The sequence below is a fragment of the Massilia varians genome, from assembly GCF_027923905.1.
GTDB classification, from domain to species: domain Bacteria; phylum Pseudomonadota; class Gammaproteobacteria; order Burkholderiales; family Burkholderiaceae_D; genus Telluria; species Telluria varians_B.
In genome coordinates this window covers 1,840,156-1,866,061 of record NZ_AP026966.1, presented here as the reverse complement: position 1 = coordinate 1,866,061, position 25,906 = coordinate 1,840,156, and the positions used below count along the sequence as shown (strand labels likewise).

24 protein-coding genes are annotated in these 25,906 nt (G+C 67.0%); 9 read left to right on the top strand and 15 right to left on the bottom strand.

Annotated elements, in window-relative coordinates:
• Positions 1 to 24 precede the first annotated feature (24 nt).
• The 7 genes from MasN3_RS08545 to MasN3_RS08515 all read right to left on the bottom strand — a co-directional run bounded on the left by MasN3_RS08545 (position 25) and on the right by MasN3_RS08515 (position 10,395).
• Entirely contained in the window at positions 25 to 702 is a 678-nt protein-coding gene (locus MasN3_RS08545; RefSeq protein WP_281913541.1) for a response regulator transcription factor, read from the bottom strand.
• A 51-nt stretch (positions 703 to 753) separates the two neighbouring features.
• Positions 754 to 5,028: a hybrid sensor histidine kinase/response regulator gene (locus MasN3_RS08540; RefSeq protein ID WP_281913540.1), complete on the bottom strand. Its 4,275-nt coding sequence runs from the start codon at positions 5,026 to 5,028 to the stop codon at positions 754 to 756.
• Positions 5,025 to 6,170, bottom strand: a complete 1,146-nt coding sequence (locus MasN3_RS08535) for a patatin-like phospholipase family protein (protein ID WP_281914464.1) — start codon at positions 6,168 to 6,170, stop codon at positions 5,025 to 5,027. Before MasN3_RS08535 ends, MasN3_RS08540 begins: the two co-directional genes overlap by 4 nt.
• 149 nt (positions 6,171 to 6,319) lie before the next feature.
• Positions 6,320 to 6,928 carry a class I SAM-dependent DNA methyltransferase gene (locus MasN3_RS08530; RefSeq protein WP_281913539.1) on the bottom strand — a complete coding sequence of 203 codons (609 nt, stop codon included), beginning with the start codon at positions 6,926 to 6,928 and terminating at the stop codon, positions 6,320 to 6,322.
• 13 nt (positions 6,929 to 6,941) lie between these two features.
• Positions 6,942 to 8,726, bottom strand: coding sequence for a gamma-glutamyltransferase (gene ggt / locus MasN3_RS08525; RefSeq protein WP_281913538.1), 1,785 nt, complete (start codon positions 8,724 to 8,726; stop codon positions 6,942 to 6,944).
• A gap of 95 nt (positions 8,727 to 8,821) precedes the next feature.
• Positions 8,822 to 9,580 carry a 3-hydroxyacyl-CoA dehydrogenase gene (locus tag MasN3_RS08520; protein WP_281913537.1) on the bottom strand — a complete coding sequence of 253 codons (759 nt, stop codon included), beginning with the start codon at positions 9,578 to 9,580 and terminating at the stop codon, positions 8,822 to 8,824.
• 140 nt (positions 9,581 to 9,720) lie between these two features.
• Complete coding sequence (locus MasN3_RS08515; RefSeq protein WP_281913536.1) at positions 9,721 to 10,395, bottom strand: hypothetical protein; 675 nt, start codon at positions 10,393 to 10,395, stop codon at positions 9,721 to 9,723.
• Positions 10,396 to 10,558: 163 nt separating this feature from the next.
• Between MasN3_RS08515 and MasN3_RS08510 the strand changes: the two genes are divergently transcribed.
• Complete coding sequence (locus MasN3_RS08510; protein WP_281913535.1) at positions 10,559 to 11,071, top strand: DsbA family protein; 513 nt, start codon at positions 10,559 to 10,561, stop codon at positions 11,069 to 11,071.
• A gap of 221 nt (positions 11,072 to 11,292) precedes the next feature.
• Here the strand turns inward: MasN3_RS08510 and adk are convergent, their stop codons facing one another.
• The 6 genes from adk to MasN3_RS08480 form a co-directional block, all read right to left on the bottom strand.
• A complete protein-coding gene (gene adk / locus MasN3_RS08505) occupies positions 11,293 to 11,949 on the bottom strand; it encodes an adenylate kinase (protein WP_281913534.1) in 657 nt (218 codons plus the stop codon).
• Between the two features lie 181 nt (positions 11,950 to 12,130).
• Entirely contained in the window at positions 12,131 to 12,883 is a 753-nt protein-coding gene (gene kdsB / locus MasN3_RS08500; RefSeq protein WP_281913533.1) for a 3-deoxy-manno-octulosonate cytidylyltransferase, read from the bottom strand.
• A gap of 4 nt (positions 12,884 to 12,887) precedes the next feature.
• Positions 12,888 to 13,058: a Trm112 family protein gene (locus MasN3_RS08495; protein ID WP_224946452.1), complete on the bottom strand. Its 171-nt coding sequence runs from the start codon at positions 13,056 to 13,058 to the stop codon at positions 12,888 to 12,890.
• Positions 13,039 to 14,067 carry a tetraacyldisaccharide 4'-kinase gene (gene lpxK / locus MasN3_RS08490; protein WP_281913532.1) on the bottom strand — a complete coding sequence of 343 codons (1,029 nt, stop codon included), beginning with the start codon at positions 14,065 to 14,067 and terminating at the stop codon, positions 13,039 to 13,041. The genes MasN3_RS08495 and lpxK overlap by 20 nt, the downstream gene beginning before the upstream one ends.
• Before the next feature lie 30 nt (positions 14,068 to 14,097).
• Positions 14,098 to 14,541 (bottom strand): ExbD/TolR family protein, encoded by a 444-nt coding sequence (locus MasN3_RS08485; RefSeq protein WP_281914463.1) that lies wholly within the window; start codon positions 14,539 to 14,541, stop codon positions 14,098 to 14,100.
• Complete coding sequence (locus tag MasN3_RS08480; protein WP_281913531.1) at positions 14,541 to 15,146, bottom strand: MotA/TolQ/ExbB proton channel family protein; 606 nt, start codon at positions 15,144 to 15,146, stop codon at positions 14,541 to 14,543. Before MasN3_RS08480 ends, MasN3_RS08485 begins: the two co-directional genes overlap by 1 nt.
• A 1,261-nt stretch (positions 15,147 to 16,407) precedes the next feature.
• Between MasN3_RS08480 and xseA the strand changes: the two genes are divergently transcribed.
• The 5 genes from xseA to dmeF all read left to right on the top strand — a co-directional run bounded on the left by xseA (position 16,408) and on the right by dmeF (position 20,213).
• Positions 16,408 to 17,781: an exodeoxyribonuclease VII large subunit gene (xseA, locus tag MasN3_RS08475; RefSeq protein ID WP_281913530.1), complete on the top strand. Its 1,374-nt coding sequence runs from the start codon at positions 16,408 to 16,410 to the stop codon at positions 17,779 to 17,781.
• Between the two features lie 85 nt (positions 17,782 to 17,866).
• Positions 17,867 to 18,445, top strand: a complete 579-nt coding sequence (locus MasN3_RS08470) for a superoxide dismutase (RefSeq protein ID WP_281913529.1) — start codon at positions 17,867 to 17,869, stop codon at positions 18,443 to 18,445.
• A gap of 296 nt (positions 18,446 to 18,741) precedes the next feature.
• Positions 18,742 to 19,017 (top strand): metal/formaldehyde-sensitive transcriptional repressor, encoded by a 276-nt coding sequence (locus MasN3_RS08465; protein WP_281913528.1) that lies wholly within the window; start codon positions 18,742 to 18,744, stop codon positions 19,015 to 19,017.
• A gap of 7 nt (positions 19,018 to 19,024) precedes the next feature.
• Complete coding sequence (locus MasN3_RS08460) at positions 19,025 to 19,201, top strand: DUF1289 domain-containing protein (RefSeq protein ID WP_281913527.1); 177 nt, start codon at positions 19,025 to 19,027, stop codon at positions 19,199 to 19,201.
• 22 nt (positions 19,202 to 19,223) lie between these two features.
• The gene (gene dmeF / locus MasN3_RS08455) at positions 19,224 to 20,213 is read left to right on the top strand and encodes a CDF family Co(II)/Ni(II) efflux transporter DmeF (protein WP_281913526.1); all 990 of its coding nucleotides are present in this window, start codon (positions 19,224 to 19,226) and stop codon (positions 20,211 to 20,213) included.
• Between the two features lie 73 nt (positions 20,214 to 20,286).
• Here the strand turns inward: dmeF and MasN3_RS08450 are convergent, their stop codons facing one another.
• Positions 20,287 to 21,624, bottom strand: a complete 1,338-nt coding sequence (locus tag MasN3_RS08450; RefSeq protein WP_281913525.1) for an MFS transporter — start codon at positions 21,622 to 21,624, stop codon at positions 20,287 to 20,289.
• A 183-nt stretch (positions 21,625 to 21,807) separates the two neighbouring features.
• Here MasN3_RS08450 and MasN3_RS08445 point away from each other — a divergent pair, with 183 nt between their 5' ends.
• From MasN3_RS08445 to MasN3_RS08435, 3 genes are all read left to right on the top strand, one after another.
• Positions 21,808 to 23,937 (top strand): sensor histidine kinase, encoded by a 2,130-nt coding sequence (locus tag MasN3_RS08445; RefSeq protein WP_281913524.1) that lies wholly within the window; start codon positions 21,808 to 21,810, stop codon positions 23,935 to 23,937.
• A gap of 7 nt (positions 23,938 to 23,944) precedes the next feature.
• Positions 23,945 to 24,544 (top strand): response regulator transcription factor, encoded by a 600-nt coding sequence (locus tag MasN3_RS08440; protein ID WP_281913523.1) that lies wholly within the window; start codon positions 23,945 to 23,947, stop codon positions 24,542 to 24,544.
• A gap of 121 nt (positions 24,545 to 24,665) precedes the next feature.
• Complete coding sequence (locus tag MasN3_RS08435) at positions 24,666 to 25,127, top strand: Rid family detoxifying hydrolase (protein ID WP_281913521.1); 462 nt, start codon at positions 24,666 to 24,668, stop codon at positions 25,125 to 25,127.
• 6 nt (positions 25,128 to 25,133) lie between these two features.
• Here MasN3_RS08435 and MasN3_RS08430 read toward each other — a convergent pair whose 3' ends face one another.
• A complete protein-coding gene (locus MasN3_RS08430; protein ID WP_281914462.1) occupies positions 25,134 to 25,904 on the bottom strand; it encodes a LytR/AlgR family response regulator transcription factor in 771 nt (256 codons plus the stop codon).
• Between the last annotated feature and the right edge of the window lie 2 nt (positions 25,905 to 25,906).

Below are 25,906 nucleotides of genomic sequence, written 5' to 3'. Positions count from 1 at the left end.
AAAGTAATTTGCCAGCAAGCGTATTTATACGATAGCTTGCGCGCGCTGCCGCTGGCGGCCGACCGCCCCGAGCGCCTGCGCGAGCGCTGCCTGGAGCGCCTGCGCATCGCCGCCCGCGATCACGGCGCGCAGTCGCGCCGCGCTGCCGGCCAGTCCGAGCGTGGCGCAGCCTTCGGCCAGGCGCTCCAGGCGCGCGTCCCGGTCCAGGGGCAGTGCCGCCAGGGCCGGCCCGGCTTCCTCGAGCTGGCGCTGCAGGCCGCCGAGATAGGCCAGCAGGCGCTCGGGCGTGATGACGAGGCGCTGCAGCACCGAGGCCGCTTCCTCGTCCAGGGGCGCCAGGCGCGCGAGCTGGGTCCGCACCTGCCCCGCGGCGAAGGGCTTGACGATGTAGCCGTCGGCGCCGAGGCGCCCGGCCTCGGCCAGCGTATCGGCGTCCGACGCCGCCGACACCAGCACGAAGGGCAGCGCCTGCAGCGCAGGATCGTGGCGCGCGGCGCGCACCCGCGCCAGCAGCGCCATGCCGTCGAGCCTGGGCATGCGCAGGTCGCAGAACACGATGCCGGGGCGCAGGCCGGCGGCCAGGCGCCGCCAGGCGTCCTCGCCGTCCTCCGCCTCCACGATCTCGTATTGACCGCAGCTGTCCACCAGATGCATCAGCATCATGCGCGATACCACGTCGTCGTCCACCGCCAGCACTTTCATGTTCCGCTGCCCCCTTGGCCCCTGTCGAGCGCCATTATAGTGAAAGGTGATTCACGTGGGCTGGAAGACGGCCAGCTGCACGCCCAGGCGCGCCAGCCCGGCCAGCAGGCGCGCGCGGTCGCCCGCGTCGGCGGCCGCTTCCAGCTCGGCGCACAACTGGCCGAGCGCGGTTTCGCCCAGGTAGGCGGCGCTGCCGCGCAGGCCGTGCAGCACCCTGCCCGCCGCTTCCAGGTCGTCGCTGTCCAGGGCCGCCGCCAGCTCGGTGCGGCGGCGCGGCAAGTCGGCGGCAAAGGCGGCGCGCAGGCGCGCGGCCAGGTCGTCGGCACGGCGGCCGGCATTGGCCGGCGCCGCCGCGTCGGGCGATGGGGCCTGGGTGGGCGCCGGGGCGACCCCGAACATCGCATCCAGCGCGGCCAGCGGCGAGGCCGGCGCCGGCTCGCCCGCAGCAGGTTCGGCGGCGGGCATCGGCGCCAGCGCGATGCCGCGCCCCAGCTGGCGTTCGATGGCGCGCGAGATCTGCTGGTGCAGCGCGTCCTCGTCGATCGGCTTGGTCAGGAAGGCGTCCATGCCGCAGGCCAGGTAGCGCGCCCGGTCTTCGCCGCTGGCGTTGGCGGTCAGGGCCACGATCATCAGGTGCGGGTCCAGCACCCTGGCGTCGGGCGTGCCGCCGGCGCGGATCAGGCGGGTCGCGGTGGCGCCGTCCATCTCGGGCATGCGTCCGTCCATCAGCACCAGGTCGTAGCGCGTGCGGGCGCAGGCGGCCACGGCCAGCAGGCCATTGTCGGCAATGTCGATCTGGTGCCCCATGTCCTCGACCATGGTGCGGGCGATGATCTGGTTGGTCGCGAAATCCTCGGCGCACAGGATGCGCAGGCGATGGGTATGCGGCGCGCGCGGCGCCTGCTCCAGGTGCGGCGGCTCGACGCCGTCGGCCAGCGGCACTAGCACGCTGAAGGTGCTGCCCTTGCCTTCGATGCTGTTGACCGCGATCGAACCGCCCATCAGGGCCACCAGCTGGCGGCAGATCGCCAGCCCCAGGCCGGTGCCGCCGTAGCGGCGCGTGGTGGTGGTGTCGGCCTGTTCGAATTTCTGGAACAGGCGCGGCAGCGCATCGGCCGGAATGCCGATGCCGGTGTCGCGCACCGTGAAACGCACCATGTTCCAGCCCTCGCCGCGCACCTGGTCGTCCGCACGCAGCTCGACCCGCAGGTCGACCGTGCCCGAGCGGGTGAACTTGAAGGCATTCCCGACCAGGTTGACCAGCACCTGGCGCAAGCGGGTCGGGTCGCCCAGCACGAAGCGCGGCAGCGCGTCCTCGAAGGCCACCTTGAAACCGATGCTTTTTCCCGCGGCCTGCTCCTCGAACAAACTGGCCACGTTGCGGATGACGGCATGCAGGTCGAAGTCGATGTTCTCGATGCTCAGCTTGCCCGCCTCGATCTTGGAGAAGTCGAGCAGATCGTTGATGATCGCCAGCAGCGCCTCGGCATTGCCCTGGCCGCGCTGGATCTGCTCGCGCGTGGTCGCGCGCAGCGAGGCGTCGCGCAGCGCGAAGCCGAGCATGCCGATCACGCCCGCCAGCGGGGTGCGCATCTCGTGGCTCATGTTGGCCAGGAACTCGGACTTCTGGCGCGTCGCATCCTCGGCGCGCTGCTTGGCCTGGCGCAGGAATTCCTCGTTCTCCTGCAGCGCGCGGTAGGCGCGCGCCAATTCGTTGGACTGCTGGCGGACCCGTTGCCCCTGGTCACGCAATTCCTCGGTCTGGCGCTCGAGCATGCGGTTCTGCTGCTCGACCTGCTCGGTGCGCGCGCCCACCTGGCGCGCCAGCTGCTCTTTCTGGCGCTGCAGGCCCGACATGCGCATCCGCACCCCCAGGTAGCCGAGGGCCGCCAGCAGCAGCACGGCGATCGCGCGGAACCACGGCGTGCCCCAGGGCGGCGGCTCGATGGTGATCGCCAGCGCCGCCACCTGCTCGCTCCAGACCCCGTCCTTGTTGGCCGCGCGCAGCCGGAACACGTAGGTGCCCGGATCCAGGTTGGTATAGGTGGCGAAGCGCCTGGCGGCATCCTCGTAGACCCAGTCCTGGTCGAAGCCGTCGAGGCGGTAGGCGAAGCGGTTGCGCTCGGGCGCGGCGAAGTGCAGCGCCGAGAACTCGAGCGAGAACACCGAGGCGCCGGCCGGCAGCGTCACCGTCTCGGCATGCTCGACCGGTCCCTTGAGCGCGCCGGGCAGCACCTGCTCGACCGGGCGGTTGAAGATCGTCAGGCCGGTGATGACCGGGCGCGGCGCCACCCGGTTGTCGCGGATCGCGCGCGGGTCGAAGGCCGTGATGCCGTTGAAGCCGCCGAAGTAGAGGATGCCGTCCGGGCCGCGCACCGCCGACGAGTCGAAGAAGGCGCCCTCGGTGAGCCCGTCGGCGGCCGTGTAGTTGCGCCAGCGGTTGGCGGCAGGATCAAAGCAGGAAATGCCGCTGGTGGTGCTGACCCACAGGCGGCCGTCGCCGTCCTCCAGGATCGCCGCGACCGCGTCGTCGAGCAGGCCTTCGCGCGTGGTGTAGCGCACGAAGCTCACCGATCCGTCGGCCGCGGTGACCATGCGGTTCAGGCCCACCGCGGTGCCGACCCAGACGTCGCCGCGGCTGTCCTCGAACAGCGCGTGCACCTCGTCGTGGCTCAGGCTGGCGGCGTCGTAGGGATCGTGGCGGAAGTGGCGGAAGCGCCCGCTGGCGCGGTCCATCAGGTCGAGGCCGTCGAAGGTGCCGATCCACATGCGGCCGCGCCGGTCCAGCAGCATCGGCCGCACGATATCGTCGGCCAGGCTGGTGGACTTGCCCGGGTCGTGGCGCCAGTGCTCGGTCTTGCGGGTGGCCGGGTCGAGCCGGTGCAGGCCGCCGCGGGTGGCGACCCAGATGCCGCCGTCCGGCGAGGCATACAGGGCGCGCACGTTGTTGGCGTCGGCGTCGCCCGACAGCGCCAGGCGCTCGAAACGGCGACTGACGGGGTCGAACGAGGTCAGGCCGGTGCGGCTGCCGATCCACACGCGGCCGGCGCCGTCGCGCGCGAGCGCGCTGGCCGGCAGGTCGGCCAGGCTGTTCGGATTGCGCGGATCGGGGCGGTAGACGCTGGCTTCGCCGGTGGCCGGGTCGACGTGGTTGAGCGCGGTGGCGGTGCCGACCCAGAGCTTGTTGCCGTCGCCGAGCAGCGCGCGCGCCTTGTTGTCGGCCAGGGTGTCGGGCAGGTCGCCACGGCGCACGATGCGGGCGAAGCCGCCGCTGCCCAGGTCCACGCGCGACACGCCGGCGTACCAGGTGCCGACCCAGAAGGTGCCGAGACGGTCGCGGTACAGCGAAGCGACCTGGTTGTCGCCCAGGCTGTGGCGGTCGCTGACCACGTGGCGGTGGCTCTCGAATTTGTCCTCGTGGCCGCGCCAGCGCAGCAGGCCGTCGTCGTGGGTGCCGATCCAGATCTCGTTGGCGGCATCGCGGTACAGGGTCGTGATCCACCACGGGCCGATGCCGTCCTCGAGGCCGAAGCGGCGCAGCTTGCCCGCCTCCGGTCCCTCGAGCACGCGCCGTTCCAGCCCGCCCAGGCGCCCGATCCACAGGCGCTGCTGGCCGTCCACCATCAGCGCATGCACCGGATTGCCGCGCGGCCCCAGGTCGGAAGGATGGTGCTCGATGCGGGCGCGCCCGGCGCCCGGGCCGGTGGCCAGGCTGTCGAGTCCGCCGCCGGTGCCGATCCACAGGCGCCCGCCTGCGTCCAGCGCCAGCGCATTGACGTTGTCGTCGCTCAGGCTCGCTTCGTTGCCGCGCTCGTGGTGCCAGGTGGTGAAGCGGCGCAGCGTGGTGTCGAAATACTGCAGTCCGTCGTTGGTGCCGATCCACAGGCCGTCGCGGCCGTCGCCGATGATGGCGTTGATGTGGCGGTTGCCATTGCCGCGCCGGGCGGTCTCTTCCGGCACGAACAGGGTGAAGGACTGGGTCACCGGGTCGTACAGGTTCAGGCCGCCGTCGGTGCCCAGCCACAGGCGGCCGTGGCGGTCCAGGTGCAGCACGCGCACCCAGCTGTTCGACAGCGAGCGCGGCTTGCCGGGCACGGTGCGGTAGTTGATGACGCGGTAGCCGTCGAAGCGCGACAGGCCGTGCTGGGTGCCGAACCACATGAAGCCGTCGCGGTCCTGCACCACCGCCAGCACCGTCTCCTGGGCCAGGCCCTCGGCCACCGACAGGTGCTGGAAACGCAGGGTCGGGCGCAGCGGGCCGGCCAGCGCGCCCGCCCCCAGCACCAGCAGCAGCGCCGCCGCGAACAGTCGAAGCAGCGCGCTCATGCGGGGAAGAAGGCCAGCACGTCGTCGCGCCGGGCCAGGGTATCGCGTTCGCCGAGTCGGATCAGCTCGCGCGTATAGCTGCCCTCGAACAGCAGGTAGGAGGCCAGCGCCGCGCCGCGGGTCTCGAGCGCGCCGATCCCGCCCAGCAGCGTGCGCACCGGCGACGGCAGGCTGTGCACGTGGCGCAGCGCGATGTCGTCGAGGCGTTCGGACGGCGCGATCACCAGGAGCTCCACGCGGCGCAGCGGCAGCGCCGCGCGGGCCTCCGGCGGCACGCGCTCGAGCGTCTGGTTGACGCGCTGCAGGCGCTCGATGTCGGCGGCCAGGCTGTCGAGGAAGATCGAGGACAGCGCATGGCCGGCGATCTGCGCCAGGCTCGGATAGCCGGTGTTCGGCGCCGGGTCGACCGCGCGCTCCGACATGCGCCCCGCCCCCACCACCAGCACCCGCGCCGCGCCCAGGTGGATGGCCGGCGCGATCGGCGCCAGCTGGCGCATCGAGCCGTCACCGCAGTATTCGCGCCGTCCGCCCAGGTAGAGCGGCACCGCCGGAAAGATGAAGGGAATGGCGCTGGAGGCCAGCAGGTGCTCGACGCTGATCTGGGTCGACAACGCCAGGCGCTGGTGTCGCAGCCAGGGCGCGATCTCGCGCGCGGCCTGGTAGAAGGTGATGTGATGCCCGCTGCTATACGAGGACGCGGTGATCGCCAGCGCATGCAGGACGCCGTCGGCCAGCGCGGCATCCAGGCGCGGCAGGTCGAGGACGCGGTGCAGCAGGCCGGCCAGCGGGGTGTTGTCGAGCAGCGACTGGGGCGGCGAGGCGTGCCACTTGCGCAGCAGCCAGCCGAAGGACAGCAGCGACAGCCAGCGCGCGCCCGAACGCAGCACGCCCAGCGAATCGGCGCGGTAGACCTGGTGGGCGTTGACGCCTTCCCAGACGTTCAGCAGGCCGCGCACGGCGCTGCTGAAGTCGTCGGCGCGGCAGGCCAGCGCGGTGGCGTTGAGCGCGCCGGCCGAGGTGCCGCAGATAATGTCGAAGGGCGAGCGCAGGGCCGGACGGCCGGCGTCGGCAAGAATGCGGGCGATCGCATGCATCACGCCGGCCTGATAGGCGGCGCGTGCTCCACCGCCTGTGAGGACCAGGCCTGTTTTTGCTCCACTGTCCACCCGCGCAGCTTAGCAAAAGTCGGGTATCTCTTGGGAAATAAATACTGGGAAGTTGGTTTTCGCCGACGTTGGCAGCCCCCTCCTTGTTGAAAGGTACATCATTGCAATTAAGCAATGATGTATCGTCATGCTCGACGTTGCACAATGACGAACAGGTGTTGTTCGGGATGCTGGTCGAATTCGAGGTGGCGGCAATCGCAGTCCGCTTCGTGGATGAGCGCAAGCAGGCCCCGTATCCCCAACGTGCTGTAACGGAGCTCGGGGCCCATCGTCGCGTCGACATGCTCGCCGGCCTCGTCCGTGCCGCCCGCGCTGAAGATGAACACGCCGCCCGGCTCGAGCGCGCGCAGCAGCTTGCGCATGAGGGCGCGCTGCTGCGCCAGGCGGACATGCCAGATGCTGTCCCACGCCGTCATGAAACGGTAGCTGCGGGGAAGCGGCCAGTCGCGGATGTCGGCATGGTGCAGGACCACTTCCGGGTCGGCGGCCCGGGCCAGTTCGAGCATGCGCGCCGACACGTCGACGCCTTCGATGCGCAGGCCATGCGTGCGCAGCAGCCGGTTGAAGCGGCTACTGCAGCCGCAGCCGACGTTGAGCGCCCAGCCGCCGGCCGCCGGCGCCAGAAAAGCGAGCGCCCGTTGGTGCTGGCGCAGGCCGTTGCTGCCGTCGAATACCCCGTCCAGCCAGCGTTCGGCCAGCTGGTCGTAGGCGGCGGCGGTCGACGGGTGCGGCATCCGGATGTTCCGCTCAGTCCCCCTGCGCCACGCCTTCGCGGCGCGGATCGGCCCCGCCGTACCACAGCGGCACGCCGTGCACCTGGATGCGCTGGATGCCGTGCAGGCCCGAGGTCTGCTCGCCCAGGCGCACTTTGTGGCCGCGCGCACCCAGCGCCTCGATGGTGGTCGACGGGAAGCGCCCCGCTTCGAGCTCGGTCGGGCCGTTGCGGCTGCCGAAGTTCGGCATCGCGATCGCCTGCTGCACGTTCATGTCCCAGTCGAGCGTCCCGACCAGCACCTTGGCGACGTAGTTGATGATGGCCGGGCCGCCGGGCGAACCGACCGTCAGGACCAGCTTGCCACTCTTGCGGTCGAACACGACCGTGGGCGACATCGCGCTGCGCGGGCGCTTGCCGGCTTCCACCCGGTTGGCGATCGGGCCGTCGGCGTCCCTTGAAGCGAACGAGAAATCGGTCAACTGGTTGTTGAGGATGAAGCCGTCCACCATCTGGCGCGAGCCGAAGGCATCCTCGACGGTCGTGGTCATCGCCAGGCCCATGCCGTAGCCGTCGACCACCGACAGGTGCGAGGTCGATGGCGTCTCGATGGCGTTGTCCTTGCCCCAGTGCCAGGCCATCTCCATGCCGGGCGGCTTGCCCGCCGGCGCCTCGCCCATCGAGCGCGTCCCCACCAGTTTGGCGCGCGTGGCCAGGTAGGTCTTGTCGATCAGGCTGGGCACGCCGCGTCCGGGCAGCGGCACGAAGTCGCTGTCGGCGGCGTAGCGGTTGCGGTCCGCGTAGGCCAGGCGCCCCACTTCGCTGAACACGTGCACCGCATCCGGCCCGGGCACGCCATTGGCCGGCGCGAGCGCCTTCATGTCGAAGGTCTCGAACATGCCCAGCATCTGGGCGACGGCGATGCCCCCGGAAGAAGGCGGCGGCATGCCGCATACCGTGTAGGCGCGATAATCGCTGCACACCGGGGTGCGCACTTTCGGCTGGTAGGCGGCGATGTCGGCGGCGCTGAGCAGGCCCGGGTTGGTGGGGTGGCCCTGCACCTTGGCGGCGATGTCGCGCGCGATCCGGCCGGTATAGAAGGCATCGGCGCCGCCCTCGGCGATCTCGCGCAAGGTGGCGGCCAGCGCCGGGTTCTTCAGGATGTGGCCGACCGGCCAGGGCTGGCCGCCGTTGCCGTAGAAGTAGCGCGCGGCCTCCGGATCCTGGCGCAGGTAACGGTCGCCGGACAGCAGCGCGTGCAGGCGCGGGCTGACCGCGAAGCCCTGTTCCGACAAGCGGATGGCGGGCGCGAACAGCGTCTTCCAGGGCAGCTTGCCGTGCTCCTTGTGCGCCAGTTCGAGCATGCGCAGCACGCCCGGCGCGCCGGTCGAACGGCCGCCGACGATGCCCTCGACGCGCGACAGCGGCGTGCCGTCGGGACGCTGGAACAGGCGCTCGTCGGCCTTCGAGGGCGCGGTCTCGCGGCCATCGAAGGCCTGGGTCTTGCGGCCGTCGTAGTGGACCAGGAAAGCGCCGCCGCCGATGCCGGACGACTGCGGCTCGACCAGGGTCAGCACCAGCTGGGTGGCGATTGCCGCGTCGATCGCGCTGCCGCCCTGTTGCAGGATCTGGTAGCCGGCCTGCACCGCCAGCGGATTGGCCGCGGCCACCATGTATTTCTTGGCGGGCCAGCCGGCCTTGGCGGTGTAGCCGGTGGCGGCTTCCGGGGCTGCCTGGCGGGTATCCTGCGCCAGCAACGGCTGGGCGGTAAAGGCCAGCGCCAGGGCCAGGACGGTAGCGCGCAACTTCGTGTCGTTCAAATCGTTTCTCCAAAAGCAAAACGGGCGCGCGGCTTGCGCCACGCGCCCGACATCTGCCAATCGTACAACAATTGGCAGGAGCGTTCAGGAGACGATCACTTCGGCTGCATGCGGATCGCGCCGTCCAGGCGGATCGTTTCGCCGTTGAGCATCACGTTCTCGATGATGGCCTTGGCCAGGTGGGCGTACTCCTTCGGCATGCCGAGGCGCGGCGGGAACGGCACCATCTTGCCCAGCGAGTCGCGCACTTCCTGCGGCATGCCCATCAGCATCGGGGTCTCGAAAATGCCCGGAGCGATGGTCATCACGCGGATGCCGCTGCGCGCCAGGTCGCGCGCCATCGGCAGGGTCATGCCGGCCACCGCCGCTTTCGAGGAACCGTAGGCGGCCTGGCCGATCTGGCCGTCGAAGGCCGCGACCGAGGCGGTGTTGATGATGATGCCGCGCTCGCCGTATTCCGATGCTTCGGTTTTGCCCATGGCGTCGGCCGCCAGGCGGCACATGTTGAAGGTACCGACCAGGTTGATGTTCACCGCGCGCTGGAAGGCGTCCAGCGGGTGCGGACCGTCCTTGCCGACGGTCTTGACGGCCGGCGCCACGCCAGCGCAGTTGACCAGGCCGCGCAAGCTGCCCAGCTTGGTGGCCGCTTCCACGACCGCCAGGCCGTCCGCTTCCTGCGTGACGTCGCATTTGACGAACTGCCCGCCCAACTCGGCCGCCAGCGCGGCGCCGGCCTCGACCTGCACGTCGGCGATGACGACCTTGCCGCCCGCTTCCGTGATCATGCGCGCCGTGGCTGCTCCCAGGCCCGACGCGCCACCGGTCACGATGAACACATTGTTCTGAATTTGCATGGTTTTCCCTTTTAAAAGTTCTAGTGCCGCTGTGATGACGGCTTACGCGGACATTACGTTAACGTAAACGTCAAACAGCCGGCATTGTAACGAACTTTTGGCAGGAAAAACCATCCCGCGAGCGCGATGATCCGGTCGGATCAAAGGCACTGCACCGTGGTGCCGTTGGTCGTGCAGGCGCGGCCGCTGCTGCTGACCGCGACATTGCCCGGACCGCCCGCGTTGTAGGTCGTGCCGTTGACGTCGGTACAGGTGCCGCCCACGCAGCTGACTACCTGGCTCGACTGCGGACCGACGGAGCTAGCCGCCGCCCCGGCGCGCGGGATCGGCGCGGGCGCCGGTGCGGGAATGCCGGGCGTGGCGTCGATGCGCTGGACCGCGCCCGGACGGCGCTGGGCCTGCTTCCTGGTGTGCTGCTGGCGCTCGGGCTTGCCCTGGAGTTCCTGCTGGGTCTTGGGCTGCTGGGTTTGCGGCTGCGGCTGCGGCTGCGGCGGCGCCGGGGTCGCCGGCTGCCCGCTTCCCGGAGCGGGACGGGCCGATGGGTCGACGTCGTTCTGCTTGCTGGTGACTGGCGGCTGGCCGGCGCGCTCTTCCTGCGCCTGCGGCCGGGCCTCGCCCGCCGCCTGCGTGCTGGCCCGGGTCGGCTCCCGGGTGGTGGGCGCAGTCGGCTGCTGCGGGTCGAGCACGGGGCCATAGCTGGCGCTGTCGTCGACCGGCTTGCCGGTCGGCGGCTGGGCCGGCACCTGATTCTGGGCCAGCGCTGCCGCCGACCCCAGCGCGAACAGCACGGCAATCACGGACTGGATGGGACGCATGGTACACCTCGGGCGAATGGATAGTGGTCAGTCCATTATCTGCCCGCATGCCCGCCATCGGCGCACGCGAAACACTTCCTCACATGATTGTCGGGCGGTAACGGGCGGCGCGCCTGCGGAGCAGCGTGCGAATATCCAACCCATCACATTCACGGGAGCGGGCATGAGGCAGGTAGAGATCGTGGAAGGCGACCACGTGCGCGGCAATCCCGATGCCGACATCGTCATCATCGAATATGGGGATTTCCAGTGCCCCTACTGCGCGCGGGCCCACCCGACACTGAGCGGGTTGCAGCAGCAGCATGGCGAGCGCATCGCGCTGGTCTACCGCCACCTGCCGCTCGGCATGCACCCGTATGCGGAAAGCGCGGCCGAGGCGGCGGAGGCGGCGGGCGCCCAGGGCAAGTTCTGGGAAATGCACGACAGCCTGTTCGAGCACCAGGCGCAGATGGCGCCGGGCCAGCTGCCGCTGCTGGCGCAGGGCCTGGGGCTGGATGCGGCGCGCTTCGACGCCGACATCGCCGAGCGCAGGCACCGCGAGCGGGTCCAGGCGCAGGCGGAAGAAGCAAAGTCGCTGGGGGCGAGCGGGACGCCGAGCTTCTTCATCAACGGCGAACGCTACCAGGGGGATTCGGACCGGGAGTCGCTGACGGCGGCCGTCGAGCGCTATCTATAACGAAAAACGGCCCCTTGGGGTAATGCCAGTCAGTTAGCGATCATTGTAGGGTGGGCGGGTTCCCCGCCCACGCGGTGATAGTTGTGATATGAACAGTCGAACAGGCTGCAGTACTTTGATTTGAACGCGTGGGCGGGAGACCCGCCCACCCTACGGATGAGCACTGACTCTTAAGTGACCGGCATTACCCCTTGGGGCCGTTTGATCAACTTGTTGAGTGTTTATTCCGACAGCGCCGCGAAGGCTGCGTCACGTACCTGCTCGACCGGGCCGACGCCCGAAATCTTGCGGTATTTCGGCGCACCCGGCAGGCCCGACTGGGCCCACTTGTTGTAGTAGCCGAGCAGCACTTCGGTCTGGTTGTGGTACACGGCCAGGCGCTTCTGGACGGTCTCTTCCTTGTCGTCGTCGCGCTGCACCAGCGGCTCGCCGGTGACGTCGTCGACGCCGTCGACCTTCGGCGGATTGAACTTGGTGTGGTACACGCGGCCCGATGCCTGGTGGGTGCGGCGGCCCGACATACGCTCGACGATCAGTTCGTCAGGCACGTCGATTTCCAGCACGTAGTCGATCTGCACGCCGCTGTCCTTCATGGCGTCGGCCTGCGCGATGGTGCGCGGGAAGCCGTCGAACAGGTAGCCGTTGGCGCAGTCGGTGTCCTTCAGGCGCTCTTTCACCAGGCCGATGATGATGTCGTCCGACACCAGCTGGCCCGCGTCCATCACCTTCTTGGCAGCCAGGCCCAGTTCGGTTCCGGCCTTGATCGCGGCACGCAGCATGTCGCCGGTGGAAATCTGCGGAATGTTGAACTTTTCCTTGATGAAATTAGCCTGGGTGCCTTTACCGGCACCGGGTGCTCCTAACAGAATGAGACGCATGAGTTTCCTAGATTCTTAGAGGATGTTGATAATTTTTATGTTGGCAGACGATTGTGATTGATGCATATCTGACTACTTGACACGAAAGTTACCACAAAAGTCAGCTTTAACGCCAATCCCCGGAGCCTCCGCCAGCTCGTTTTGACATAGCGCAGACAATGTAAAACTGGCGTAAGAAAGTTCAGGCAGCGTAGTGACGGCGCACGCGCTCGAGGTCGTCCGGCGTATCGACGCCGGCGGGCGGCGCGCTGTCCGTGATGTGCACGGCGATCGGGTAGCCGTGCCACAGCACGCGCAGCTGTTCCAGCGCCTCGATGGTTTCAAGGGGGGAACTTTCCAGTGCCGGATAGGCCTGGAGGAAGGCGTTGCTGTAGGCATAGAGGCCGACGTGGCGCAGCGGCGCATAGCCGGCCGGCAGCGCCTCTTGGGATGCGGCGAAGGCGTCGCGGTGCCAGGGAATGGTGGCGCGCGAGAAATACAGCGCCCTGCCCGCCTTGTCGAGCACGACCTTGACCACGTTCGGGTTGAACACCTCGGCCACGTCGACGATCGGGTGGGCCACGGTGGCCATCGGCACGCCGTCGACGATGCGCGCGGCGCAGGCGGACAGCAGCGCCGGGTCGATCAGCGGTTCGTCGCCCTGCAGGTTGACCACCACCTCGCCTGGCGCCAGGCCCAGCTTGTGCGCGACTTCGGCGATGCGGTCGGTGCCGGAAGGATGGTCGGCGCGGGTCATGCAGGCTTCGATGTCGTGCGCTTCGCAGGCCGCCAGGATGTCGGGGTGATCGGTGGCGACGATGATGCGGGCAGCGCCCGATGCGCGCGCGCGCTCGGCCACGCGCACCACCATCGGCTTGCCGCCGAGGTCGGCCAGCGGCTTGTTCGGCAGGCGGGTCGAGGCCAGGCGGGCCGGGATGATGACGGTAAAACCCATCCGCTTACACCGGTTCGACCTTGCGCGCCTGGTCGGCCCACATGATCGGAATGCCATCCCGGATCGGGTAAGCAAGGCGGTCCGGGCTGCAGATGAGTTCCTGCGCCTTCTTGTCGTACTGGAGTGGGCCCTTGCACAGCGGGCAGACCAGGATATCAAGCAGTCGAGCGTCCACGACATTTCTCCACGATTTGTTCGGCCAGCGCGGGGTCGATCCGCGCCGTCACGGGCACGACCCACAAGCGCGGGTCGTCCTTCAGGTTATCAAGTTGCCGACATTTTACTGCATCCTTCTCCGTGATCAGGATGACATCGGCGTCGAGTCCGTCGAAAGGCCGGTCGAGGAAGTCGTGGTGGTCGGGCAGCGGCAGTTCCCGGAAGTCCAGGCCGGCGCCGCGCAGCATGGCGAAGAAGCGGCCCGGATTGCCGATACCGGCGGCCGCGACGATGCGGCGGCCCTTCAGGCGCCCCAAGGGAAGGCAGTCTTGCGGCCGCATCAGGGGTTCGGCGAAATCGCCCGCCAGCTGCATCTGGAAAGGCTGGCCGCCGACGGCGCGCGCCAGCCTCGGGGTGATCTCGGGCGCGTTCACCACCGTGAAATCGCGGCGCCGCGAGGGCGGTTCGCGCAGCGGCCCGGCCGGCAGCAGCCAGCCGTTGCCGACGCCGCGGCCGTCGAACAGGACGATCTCGACGTCGCGCGCCAAGGCGTAGTGCTGCAGGCCGTCGTCGGTGATCAGGACGTCGACTTCCGGGTGGCTGGTGAGCAGCGCCCTGCCCGCCTGCGCCCGCTGGCGCCCGACCACCACCGGGCAGCCGGCGCGCGCCGCGATCAGGAGCGGCTCGTCGCCCACTTCCTCGGGACGCGACTGCGGCGTGACTTCGCGCGGCGTCTCGGCCGCACCGCCGTGGCCGCGCGAGATCACGCCCGGGCGCAGGCCGGCGCCGCGCAGGCTGTCCGCCAGCCAGATGGTCAGCGGCGTCTTGCCGGTCCCGCCGATGAAGATGTTGCCGACCACGATGACGGGCACCGGCAGGCGTTCGCTCTTCTTGAGCTTGAGGCGGTACAGGAGCGTGCGCAGGCCGGCCAGGACGCGGAACAGCAGCGCCAGCGGCAGCAGGGCCAGCGCCAGCGGGCCGCGCCGCAGCCAGGCGCGGGTGAGAGTGGATTCGAGCTTGGATGCCATGGAGGAGCGGACGCCGCGGCGCCCGCCTGCTTACTTTTTGGCGCCGGTCTGGGCGGCGAAGGTCAGCTTGTCGTAGCCGGCCACGCGCGCCGCTTCCAGCACGTTGATGACCATCTGGTGCATCGCGAACTGGTCGGCGTTGACGATCACCACCGGATCGTTGGCGGGCTGGCCGTTGGGGCCGGCGCTGCGGGCGGCGTTCTTCAGGTCGTCGGCCAGGCCGGCCACGCTGTGGAAGGCCACCGGCACGTTGTTCACCGTGTAGTTGCCCTTGGCGTCGATGGTGACGTTGATCTCGAAGGGGCGCTCCTGCACCTTCTCTGCGTCGGCCGTGGGCAGGGTGATCTGCAGCTCGGTGAACTTGCTGTAGGTGGTCGAGACCATCAGGAAGATCAGGACGACCAGCAGCACGTCGATGAACGGAATCAGGTTGATCTCCGGTTCCTCGCGCTGGCGGCCGCGGCGGAAGTTCATCATTTGCGGGTCCCGTGCACGACGTCGACGAATTTCACGGCCTGCAGTTCCATCTCGACGATGAAGCTGTCGACCGAGGAACGGAAGTGGCGGTAGAACACCAGGGCCGGCATGGCGATGGCCAGACCGAAGCCGGTGTTGTACAGCGCCACCGAGATGCCGTGCGCCAGCTGGGCCGGGTTGTTGCCGGTCGGGCTTTGCGCGCCGAAGATCTCGATCATGCCGACCACCGTGCCGAACAGGCCCAGCAGCGGAGCCAGCGACGCGATGGTGCCGAGGGTGGTCAGGAAACGCTCGAGGCCGTGGGCGACGCCGCGGCCGGCTTCCTCGATGGATTCCTTCATGACGTCGCGCGAGGCGTCGACGTTGCGCAGCGCGGCGGCCAGTACGGTGCCGAGCGGGGAATTGTGTTCGAGCTTGTCGACCACGTCGGGCGTGACCTTGCCGGCGCGGTAGACGCGAATCACTTCATCCAGCAATGCCTTCGGGAGAATCTTCTCGCGGCGCAGGTAGAGCAGGCGTTCCACGATCAGCGCGACGGCAATGATCGAGGCAATCAGCAAGAACCAGATGGGCCAGCCTGCAGCTTGGAAAATGGCGAGCAAAAGAAACTCCTGTGGGAAAGAAAATCAGTTCAGCAATGTAACAAGTTGCCAGCAGTGCGGCAAGTGTGGTTCTACACAGCTTCTGTGGATAAAAATGTGCGCAAGGCCCGCTTCTGGATCACAGATCCTTGATTTAAAAAGACTTTCTGCGCCTGCGCAAGAAAACGGCAGCTATCGGATGAGCATGCTTCGCGTGCAAGCGCGTTGTTGGAGATGATATTGATCTAGCTCAAGCGTTTGCACTTACGAACAAATTCTGTGGACAAAATTGTGCGCAATGGCATCTGGTAGCAGCTAAGTACTTGTTTCGCCTAAAGAAATTTCCTAAGCGCAAAAAATAGGCAGTGTCGCAGCTTGTCCTCAAACGTACGGCGGTGTGCGGTTCCTCACATTTTTTGTGGACAAAAGTGTGAGCAAGGGTCTGTTTCAACAGCTAAGTGCTTGATCTAACTCAATAAAACATCACTGCATAAAATTTCATCACTCAGCATTAATGCAAGCGATTGTGTGCAAGTCTGCCCTTTCATGCATGACTTATTCTGCACTGAGGATCTAGTGGTTAAGAAAGTTCACATCTGCACATTTTTTGTGGATAAGGATGTGATGAATGCTGTATGCAAGCAGCTAAGTCATTGATTCATAGGAGATCAGATGGCACTGCCTGCGAAAGATGCAAATGCTCGGAACGCCATGTTTGTGGGCGCCGCGCCGGCCCTTTCATTACTTTCAAGGCAATATTGAGCCTCTGGTCTGGCCCTACCGCCACCTTTGTGCACACTTTTTGTGGACAAAATTGTGTGCAAGGAGTCCCTGACACCCTTAAGCCCATGATCTATAAGGATAAAATTTCCTAGCGTCATTTTTGAGCAGCAGAGCGCCGTTTGCCGCCCGCCCGTCCGGCCTCGTATTTACATCTGCGATATGCACATATTTTGTGGACAACAATGTGCTCAAGCTCGGCATAGGGGCGCTAAGTACTTGACGCATAAGGGAAGTGAGACCCAAGCCCCATTCTTGAGCACGCTTGGGTCTTATGGATGAGTTGCCCACAGATTTTGTGGATAAACTCGCGTCAAAGCCTGAAGAGAGCTCTGCAAGCCATTGATTTTAAAGGCTTTCAATAGAATGCATTGAAAACTGGCAACAACGCTTCATCTCGGACAAGACGGTATGAGCCCGCGCACGCCTGCCTGCCGGCCCTTGTCGTTTTCGCCAAGATGTGACATAAGCATCAGCTTTACCCAAGCAGCCACGCAGCCCCATGGAATTCCAAAGCGACGCCGACTTCGCCTATACCGCCCCACCCGTCCTGAGCGTGACGACCCTGAACCAGCAGGTCGCGCGCCTGCTCGAACGGAGTTTTCCCCTGGTCTGGATCGGCGGCGAGATCTCGAACTTCACGCGCGCCAGTTCCGGCCACTGGTATTTCACGCTGAAGGACGATGCCGCCCAGGTGCGCGCCGTGATGTTCCGCAGCCGCGCCCAGTACGCCGGCTTCGTTCCGCGCGAAGGCGACAAGGTCGAGGTGCGCGCCCTGGTCACCCTGTATGGCGCGCGCGGCGACTACCAGATCAATGTCGAGACCATCCGCCGCGCCGGCGTCGGCCAGCTCTACGAAGCCTTCCTGCGGCTCAAGGAAAAGCTCCAGGCCCAGGGCCTGTTCGACCAGGAGCGCAAGCGAGCGCTGCCGCTGTTCCCGCGCACCATCGGCATCGTCACCAGCCCCCAGGCCGCGGCCCTGCGCGACGTGCTCACCGCCCTGCGCCGCCGTGCGCCGCACGTGCGCGTGATCCTCTACCCGGCCCCGGTGCAGGGCCAGTTCGCCGCCGACAAGATCGCCGAAGCGATTCAATCGGCATCAAGCCGGCAGGAAGCCGACGTGCTGCTGGTATGCCGCGGCGGCGGTTCGATCGAAGACCTGTGGAGCTTCAACGAGGAATGCGTGGCGCGCGCCATCGACGCCTGCCAGATTCCGGTGATCTCGGGCGTGGGCCACGAGACCGACGTCACCATCGCCGACTTCGCCGCCGACGTGCGCGCCGCCACCCCGACCGCCGCCGCGGAACTGGCGGTCACCCCGCGCGCCGACTGGCTCGCCTCCTTGTCGGGCGACGCCCAGGACCTGCGCCGCGCCATGCGCCGCACGCTGTCGGACGCCAGCCAGAGCCTGGACGGCTATAGCCGGCGCCTGTTGAGTCCGACTACCCAGATCCGCCACCAGCGCGTGAAGCTGCTGTCGATGGCGGCCGCGCTGACCCATGCGGTGCGCACCCCGGTGAACCGCCAGAACCTGATGCTGGCCCAGCTGCAGCAGCGCTGGATGCGCCATCGCCCCGACATGCGGGCCATGCGCGCACAGCTGCAGTCGGACGGCCGCCACCTGAACACCAGCCTGTGCAACGCCGTCAAACGGCGGCGCGACGCTCTCGAGGCCCTGGCGGCCCAGCTGGAACTGCTGAACCCGCAACGCACGCTCGAGCGCGGCTATGCCATCGTCCGCAACGTCAAGGGCGAGGTGCTGCGCGACCCGGCGCAGGTCAAGGCGCGCAACAAGCTGAGCCTGCGGCTGGCCGGCGGCACGGCCGACATCGTCGTGTCCAGCGTACAGACCGCGCTGGGTGATCCGAATGACTAGCCAAGCATGCAACGTCGCGCTATCCGGTTTAGAATAGCGCGGTTTTGGAACAAAACCCGTCCAACCAACGCACAAGGAATTGAACATGGAACATACCCTGCCGCCACTGCCGTACGCTAAGGATGCTCTGCAGCCGCACATCTCGGCCGAGACCCTGGAATATCACCACGGCAAGCACCACCAGACCTATGTCACCAACCTGAACAACATGATCAAGGGGACCGAGTACGAAAACATGTCCCTGGAAGAGATCATCCAGAAGTCGTCCGGTGGTGTGTTCAACAACTCGGCCCAGGTGTGGAACCACACCTTCTTCTGGAACTGCATGACCCCGAACGGCGGCGGCGCTCCGACCGGCAAGGCGCTTGAGGCAATCAACGCCAAGTGGGGTTCGTTCGACAAGTTCAAGGAAGAGTTCAACAAGTCGGCACTGGGCAACTTCGGCTCGGGCTGGACCTGGCTGGTGCAGAAGGCCGACGGCAGCGTCGACATCGTCAACACCTCGAACGCCGGCACCCCGCTGACCACCTCGGACAAGCCTCTGCTGACCGCCGACGTCTGGGAGCACGCCTACTACATCGACTACCGCAACGCGCGCGCCAAGTTCCTGGACGCGTTCTGGAATGTCGCCAACTGGGACTTCGTGAACCAGAACATGGCGTAAGCCTTCTCGTTGTTCCTCATCATTAAGTTCAGAACAACTTGATAATGATCGGAACACAATGAGACTCACAGCCCGCCTTGCGCGGGCTGTGTCGTTTCGGGCTCGTCAAAAGCGCCTGGGTGCAGTATCCGACGTGTAGAAATAGGTTGGAGTGGCACGACGGTAGCAGCGAAGCGCCCGGCAACAGGCGTGCCGCCGACAAGCATCGATCGGTCCCCTTGCGCCAGCTGGAAGATGAGCGTTCGTCCGAACCCTCTGATAATATACCCCCCCACCCTATAAACGGAGGCCCACAGTTGTCGCACACCGCACGAGAAAAAGCGAAATTGCTCGCTCGCGTACGCCGCATCCGCGGCCAGGTCGAGGCGATCGAGCGCGCATTGGAGGCCGAAGCCGGGTGCGCGGAGGTCTTGCATTTACTGGCAGCCAGCCGGGGCGCCATGAACGGCTTGATGGCCGAAGTCATCGAGGATCACGTGCGGGAACACCTCGCGGCACGCGACCTGACGGAAGCGGAGCGTGGCGAAGGCGCAGACGAACTGCTCGAAGTGATTCGAGCGTATTTGAAGTAGGTTTTCCATGGCTGTGAAATCACCCTGCGTCGAACTATGCCAGTTCGACGGCAAGACCGGCTTCTGTACCGGATGCCTGCGCACGCTTGCCGAGGCGCGCGAGTGGAAGAAGATGACCGATCACCGCAGGCACCAGATCATCAACGAACGCGCGCGGCGCGAGAAAAAACTGGATGGCCGATAGCACGGCCGGCGGAGGAAACTTCATGCAAGACCTGACTCATCAACACACTGTCGACGACCTCGCACACGACCACATCTTCGACCAGGGCAGCAATGCCGCCGAGCGCGGCACGCGCCTGGTCATGTGGATCACCGCGTCCATGATGGTGGTGGAGATCGCCGCCGGCTGGTGGTTCAATTCGATGGCGCTGCTGGCGGACGGCTGGCACATGAGTTCCCATGCGCTGGCGATCGGCCTGAGCGCATTCGCTTACTCCGCCGCACGCACATATGCGAAGGATCCGCGCTTTGCCTTTGGCACGTGGAAGATCGAAGTCCTGGCGGGCTATACGAGCGCCGTCTTCCTGCTCGGGATTGCGGCATTGATGGCATTCAGTTCGATCGAGCGCATCTTCACGCCCGAACCCATCCACTATCGGGAAGCGATCGTCATCGCCATCCTGGGCCTGGTCGTGAACGTGGTTTGCGCATTGATCCTTGGCCATGCCCACCACGATCACGGCCACGGCCACGGGCATCATCACCATGGACATGCGCATGCGCATGACGATCATGGACACGGTCATCATGACCTGAACCTGAAGTCCGCCTATATCCACGTGATTGCAGACGCGGCGACATCGGTGCTGGCGATCGGCGCGCTGGCTGGCGGATGGGCGTTTGGCTGGTCCTGGCTCGATCCGGTGATGGGTATTGTCGGCGCGGTGCTCGTCGCGATGTGGGCAAAGAACCTGATCGTCGAGACCGGAAAAGTCTTGCTCGACCGCGAAATGGACACCCCGGTTGTCGAGGAAATTCGCGAGGTCGTAGCAGCAGCGTCGACTGCAGGCTATACCAGACTGGTCGACTTGCACGTCTGGCGCGTCGGCAAGCAGTTCTATTCCTGTGCCTTGAGCCTCGTGACGAATGACCCGGCCCTGACACCAGTCAAGCTACGTGAGCAACTGGGCATTCACGAAGAAATTGTGCACGCGACGATCGAAGTGCATTATCGGCCCGACAACGCAAGCTAGCGTAGCAGCTGGAAAAAGCCAAACGGCCCGCCATGGCGGGCCGTTTGCTTCTCAAGCGGGCAGAAGCGATCGCCTAGCCGCGCGCCTCCGCATCGATCCGCGAATTCGCCGCGGTATCGCGCATGAACCAGCACACCACCAGGGTGCAGGCGATCACGCCGGTGGCATACCAGTAGAAGCCGCTTTCCAGGTTGATCGACTTGAACCACAGCGCCAGGTACTCGGCCGTCCCGCCGAACACCGACACCGCGAAGGCGTACGGCACGCCGACGCCGGTGGCGCGGATGGTGGCCGGGAACAGCTCGGCCTTCACCAGCGCGTTGATCGAGGTGTAGCCGGACACGATGATCCAGGCGCAGGCGATCAGGGCGAAAGCTTCCCATGGGCCTGAGGCATTGCGAATCGCGGTGAGCAGCGGCACCGTGAACAGGGTGCCGAGCAGCGCGAAGCCCACCAGCAGCGGACGGCGGCCGATGCGGTCGGACAGCGCGCCGTACAGCGGCTGCAGGCACATGGCGAACAGCAGCGAGCCTGCGGACACCGCCGTGGTCTGGGCGTCGGTCAGGCCCACCGACAGGCGCAGGAATTTCTGCATGTAGGTGGTGTAGACGTAGAAGGCCAGCGTGCCGCCCATGGTCAGGCCGATCACCAGGAGGACCTCGCGCGGGTGCTGCATCAGCTGCTGCAGGCCGCCCATCTTCTTGGCCTTCTTGCGCGCCGCCTCGAAGGAGTCGGTCTCGGGCATGTTGTGGCGCATGGTCAGCGCCAGCACGGCCAGGGTCGCACCGATGAAGAAGGGAATCCGCCAGCCCCAGGCACGCAGCTGTTCGTCCGAGAGCAGGAAACGCTGCAGCACCAGCAGGAGCAGCAGCGCCAGCAGCTGGCCGCCGATCAGGGTCACGTACTGGAAGCTGGCATAGAAGCCGCGGTGCTTGGAGTCCGCCATTTCCGACAGGTAGGTGGCGCTGGCGCCGTACTCGCCGCCCAGGCTCAGGCCCTGCAGCAGGCGCGCCAGCAGCAGCAGGCAGGGCGACAGGATGCCGGCGGTGGCGTAGGTGGGCGCGCAGGCGATGATGAGCGAGCCGAAGCACATGAGCAGGACCGAGGCCATCAGGGCCGTCCTGCGGCCGCGCCGGTCGGCCAGGCGGCCGAACAGGATGCCGCCGATCGGGCGCACGAAGAAGCCGAGGGCAAAGATGCCGGCGGTGGACATCATCTGCGCGGTCGGGTCCTGGGCCGGAAAGAAGGAACTGGCGAAATACAGCGCGAACGCCGAGTAGCAGTAGAAATCGAACCACTCGACCAGGTTGCCGGACGAGCCGACGAAGATGGCGCGCAAGCGCTTGCCGGAAATCCGTTCCCCGGCCTGGGCCTGGCCGTCGACGGCCGCCCTCGTTGTGACTGCAGTCATGTTGTCTCCTGTGATGCACGGGAGATCGACGCGTCTCCCGTTTCCAGGCCCTGACTATCGCGCGCGGCGGCGCGGCGCGCATCCGGGATGTCGCCCTTGCCGCCTCCGTAAAACTACGCAGAAGCATTCCAAAGCGCCGGCGCAACTGCTATCGTCTCGTGATCTGATTCAAAGGAAAATCGAATGGCGCGCCCGTTCATCGTTCGTTACTGGCGCGGGCTCCTTGCCGCCGTGGGAGCGCTGGTCCTGATCGCGGCCGCGGGACACTGGGCCGGGCAGCGCGAGCTGGACGCCAAGACCCAGGCACTGCGCCAGGCCGCCGCCGCGCAGGCGCTGGGCCTGCGCGGCCTGGTCGAGAAGCACGACTTCTTGCCGCATGCCGTGGCGCGTCACCCGGGCGTGCAGGAGCTGCTGCGCGCCCCGTGGGATGCCGCCCTGCAGGCGCGCGTCAACGCGTATTTCGCCGACCTGCAGGCGACCACCGGCGCGGCGGCGCTCTACCTGGTCGACCGCGACGGCTTGACGCTGGCCGCCAGCAACTGGAACACCCCCTCGAGCTTCGTCGGACAGAACTATCGGCAGCGGGCCTACTTCGAAGATGCCGTGCAGGGCCGGCGCGGATTGTTCTATGGCCTCGGGCTCACCACCGGCCAGTCCGGGCTGTTCATCGCGGAACCCGTGCGCATCGACGGCGCCATCCTCGGGGTGGCGGTGGTCAAGATCAGCCTGGAGGCGCTGCAGGCCACCTGGATGCGCGGGCCGGAACCGGTCGTGCTCAGGGACAGCCGCGGCATCGTCTTCCTGAGCGGCGAGCCCGCATGGCTGTACCAGGCTATCCGGCCGGTGTCCGCGCAAGACGCCCGCTGGATCGCCGAACACGGCCAGTACGGCAAGCGCACCCGCTTCGGCGTCCTGCCATGGAAGCCCGAGGCGCTTCCCGGCATGCCGGGCTTCGTCCTGCGCACCGAGGTGCGGGGGCAAGCCAGGAGCCTGCTCGCGCTCGACACCCCGCTGCCGGAACTGGGCTGGACCCTCACCGTGACCTCGAGCATGAAGGAGGTGGCGCAGGCGCGCCGCTCCGCGCTCGCGCTGACGGCGCTGGCCATGGCGCTGCTGCTGCTCGGCCTGTCGTACTGGCGGCTGCGCGAAAAGCGCTTCGTCGAACAGCGCAGCGCGCGCATCGAGCTGGAACGCCGGGTCGAGGAGCGCACCCGCGACCTGGAAGAAGCGCACGCCTTCCGCAAGGCGATGGAAGATTCGTTGCTGGTGGGCATGCGCGCCCGCGATCCGGACGGGAAGATCATCTACGTCAATCCGGCGCTGTGCGCCATGGTCGGCTACAGCGCCGAGGAACTGCTCGGCTGCCGGCCGCCCTACCCCTACTGGCATCCGGACGACCTGGAAAAGCAGGCGCGCGAAAGCGAAGATGCCCTGCAGGGGCGCGCCGCGCCGCACGGCTTCGAGTCGCGCATCCGCCACAAGGACGGGCACGACGTGATCACGATGGTCTATACCGCCCCGCTGGTCGATGCCCAGGGCGTGCACCGGGGCTGGATGAGTTCGGTCGTGGACATCACCGCGCAGAAGCAGGCCGAAGCCCGCCAGCGCGACCAGGAACTGCGCCTGCAGCGCAGCGCGCGCCTGGCCAGCGTGGGCGAGATGGCCTCGACGCTGGCGCATGAACTCAACCAGCCGCTCATGGCCCTGTCCAATTTCGCCGTCGCCGCGCGCGCCCTGGCCGTGCAAGGCCAATCCGAGCTGCTGCCAGGCGCGCTCGACGAGATCGTCGGGCAGTCGCAGCGCGCCAGCGAAATCGTCAAGCGGGTACGCGCCTTCATCAACCCCCAGCGGGCCCAATACGAAAGCCTGGCGATCGACAGCGTGATCACCCATGCGCAAGCCTTGCTCGAGCCAGAGCTGAAAAGCCAGGGCGTCACCCTGCGCCTGCTGCGCATGGACGCCGGCGCCCGGGTGCGCGGCGACCGGGTCCTGCTCGAGCAGGTCCTCGTCAACCTGATCCATAACGCCATGCACGCCGTGCAGGACCAGCCGCGCCAGCGCCGCGTCATCGAGCTGGCCTGCCGCCGCAGCGCGCAGGGACTGCTCATCAGCGTCGCCGACCGCGGACCGGGCATTGCGCCCGAGCAGCGCGAGCAGGTCTTCGCCCCCTTCTTCACCACCAGGCCCGATGGCCTCGGACTGGGCCTGAACATCTGCCGCAGCATCGTCGAGGCCCACGGCGGCGCCATCGGCGTCGACAACCGGCTTGAGGGCGGCGCCGTCTTTTCCTTCACCCTGCCCACCGAACCATGAAAGCACCATGAAAGAAGCGCCCCTGACCCTGTACGTCGTCGACGACGACGAAGCCCTGCGCCGCTCCCTGCTCCTGCTGCTGTTCTCGCAGGGCATGGCGGTGCAGGCCTTCGAGTCCGGCGAGGCCTTTCTCGACACCGTCGACCTGCACCAGCCGGGCTGCGTCATCCTCGACCTGCGCATGGGCGGGATGAGCGGCCTGGAAGTCTTCGAACGCCTGCTTGCGGCGCACAGTCCGCTGGTCACCCTGTTCCTGTCGGCGCACGGCGACATCCCGACCGCCCTGGAAGCGGTGCGGCGCGGCGCCTACGACTGGGTGGAAAAGCCGGACACCCGGCAGCTGCTCGACAAGCTCCCCGCCGCCGCCGCGCTGGCCCGGGCCCGCGCCCAGGCGCTGCGCCGGTGGGCCGAGCTGACGCCGCGCGAGCGCGAGGTGGCGAAACTGGTGGGCCTGGGCCAGCCCAACAAGGAGATCGCGCGCATGCTGGTGCCGCCCTGCAGCCACCGTTCGGTGGAGACCCACCGCGCCAACATCTTCAACAAGCTGCAATGCGCCAATGACAACGAGCTGGGCCGCTGGCTGGCGGCGCATCCCTGGCTCGACTGAAGACGTCCTGTCGCTTCTGCGCCTCTAGGCAATTGACCATCATCAATCAAACCCGAGTTCGCCCCGCGCGCGCTCCCGGCCGGCGTTAAATGAAGCGCAATGCCTTCACCGAGGAGTGTACGTGGACAAGAAACGCTTACTGATGGCCCTGTGCCTTGCCGCCGGCGCCTGCGCGCTGGGCGGCTGTACGACACCCACGCCGCGCAAGGAAGTGCTCAGGACCGACCAGATCTATCCGCCGATCGGCCCCTATTCCCAGATGATCGGCTACGGCAACCACATCTATTTCTCGGGCATCATCGCCCTGAACCGGGCCGGCACTGCGCTCGAGGGCGCCACGATCGAGGAGCAGACGAAACATGTGCTCGACTACATCGGGGCGGGCCTGGCCTCGCAGGGCCTGAGCTACGAGGACGTCCTGTCGAGCACGGTGTACATGCAGGACCTGAATGAGTTCGCCGGCATGAACGCCGTCTACGCCCAGTATTTCACCAAGGATCCGCCGGCCCGCGCCACGATCCAGGTGGCGCGCCTGCCGCGCGACGCCAAGATCGAGATCGCGGTCATTGCAGGGCGCCGCTAACCCGCATCAGCGGATCAGCACTTCGTTGCGGAAGCGCCAGGCATAGGTCTGGCCGACCTTCAGCTGCGCCGGATGCGCGCGCAGCTCCACCACGAAGCCGCCCGCTTCGTCCCGACGGATGCGCGCGATGGCGCGGGCGCACACCAGGGTGCCGCGCCGGATCTGCCAGAACTGGTCGGGATCCAGGCCGGCAACCAGGTCCTTGATCGGCATCCTGATCAGGCCCTCGTCCGTGGCCGTGACCACCCGCGTATAGCGCGTGTCCGATTCGAAGAACAGGATCTCGTCGATCGGGAACAGCTTGATGATGTTCCCCGCAGTGCAGCTGATCCAGCGGATGCGCTCCTGGGCGGCGTTCGGCCGCAGCCGATGGTCGAGTTCCATCCAGCTTTTGGCGCGCTCGGCGCTGCCGCCCTTGGTGTCGAGCTGGGCCCGCACGCGCTGCAAGGCCTGTTCCAGCCGGGCCCCGTTGACCGGCTTGAGCAGGTAGTCGACGGCGCCGAGGTCGAAGGCTTCGAGCGCGTGGCTGTCGTAGGCGGTCGTGAAGACGACGCAGGCTTTTCCCCCGCTGGCGCGGGCGACTTCGAGTCCGCTGATGCCGGGCATGCGGATGTCGAGGAAGGCCACGCTGGGCTCCAGCTCGGCGATCGCGGCCAGCGCCTCGCTGCCGTCTTCCACGGAGGCGACGATCTCGAGCTCCGGCCAGGCCAGGGCCAGCAGGCGCTGCAGTTCGGCACGCTGCAGGTCTTCGTCGTCGGCGATGATCGCGGTCGGCATGT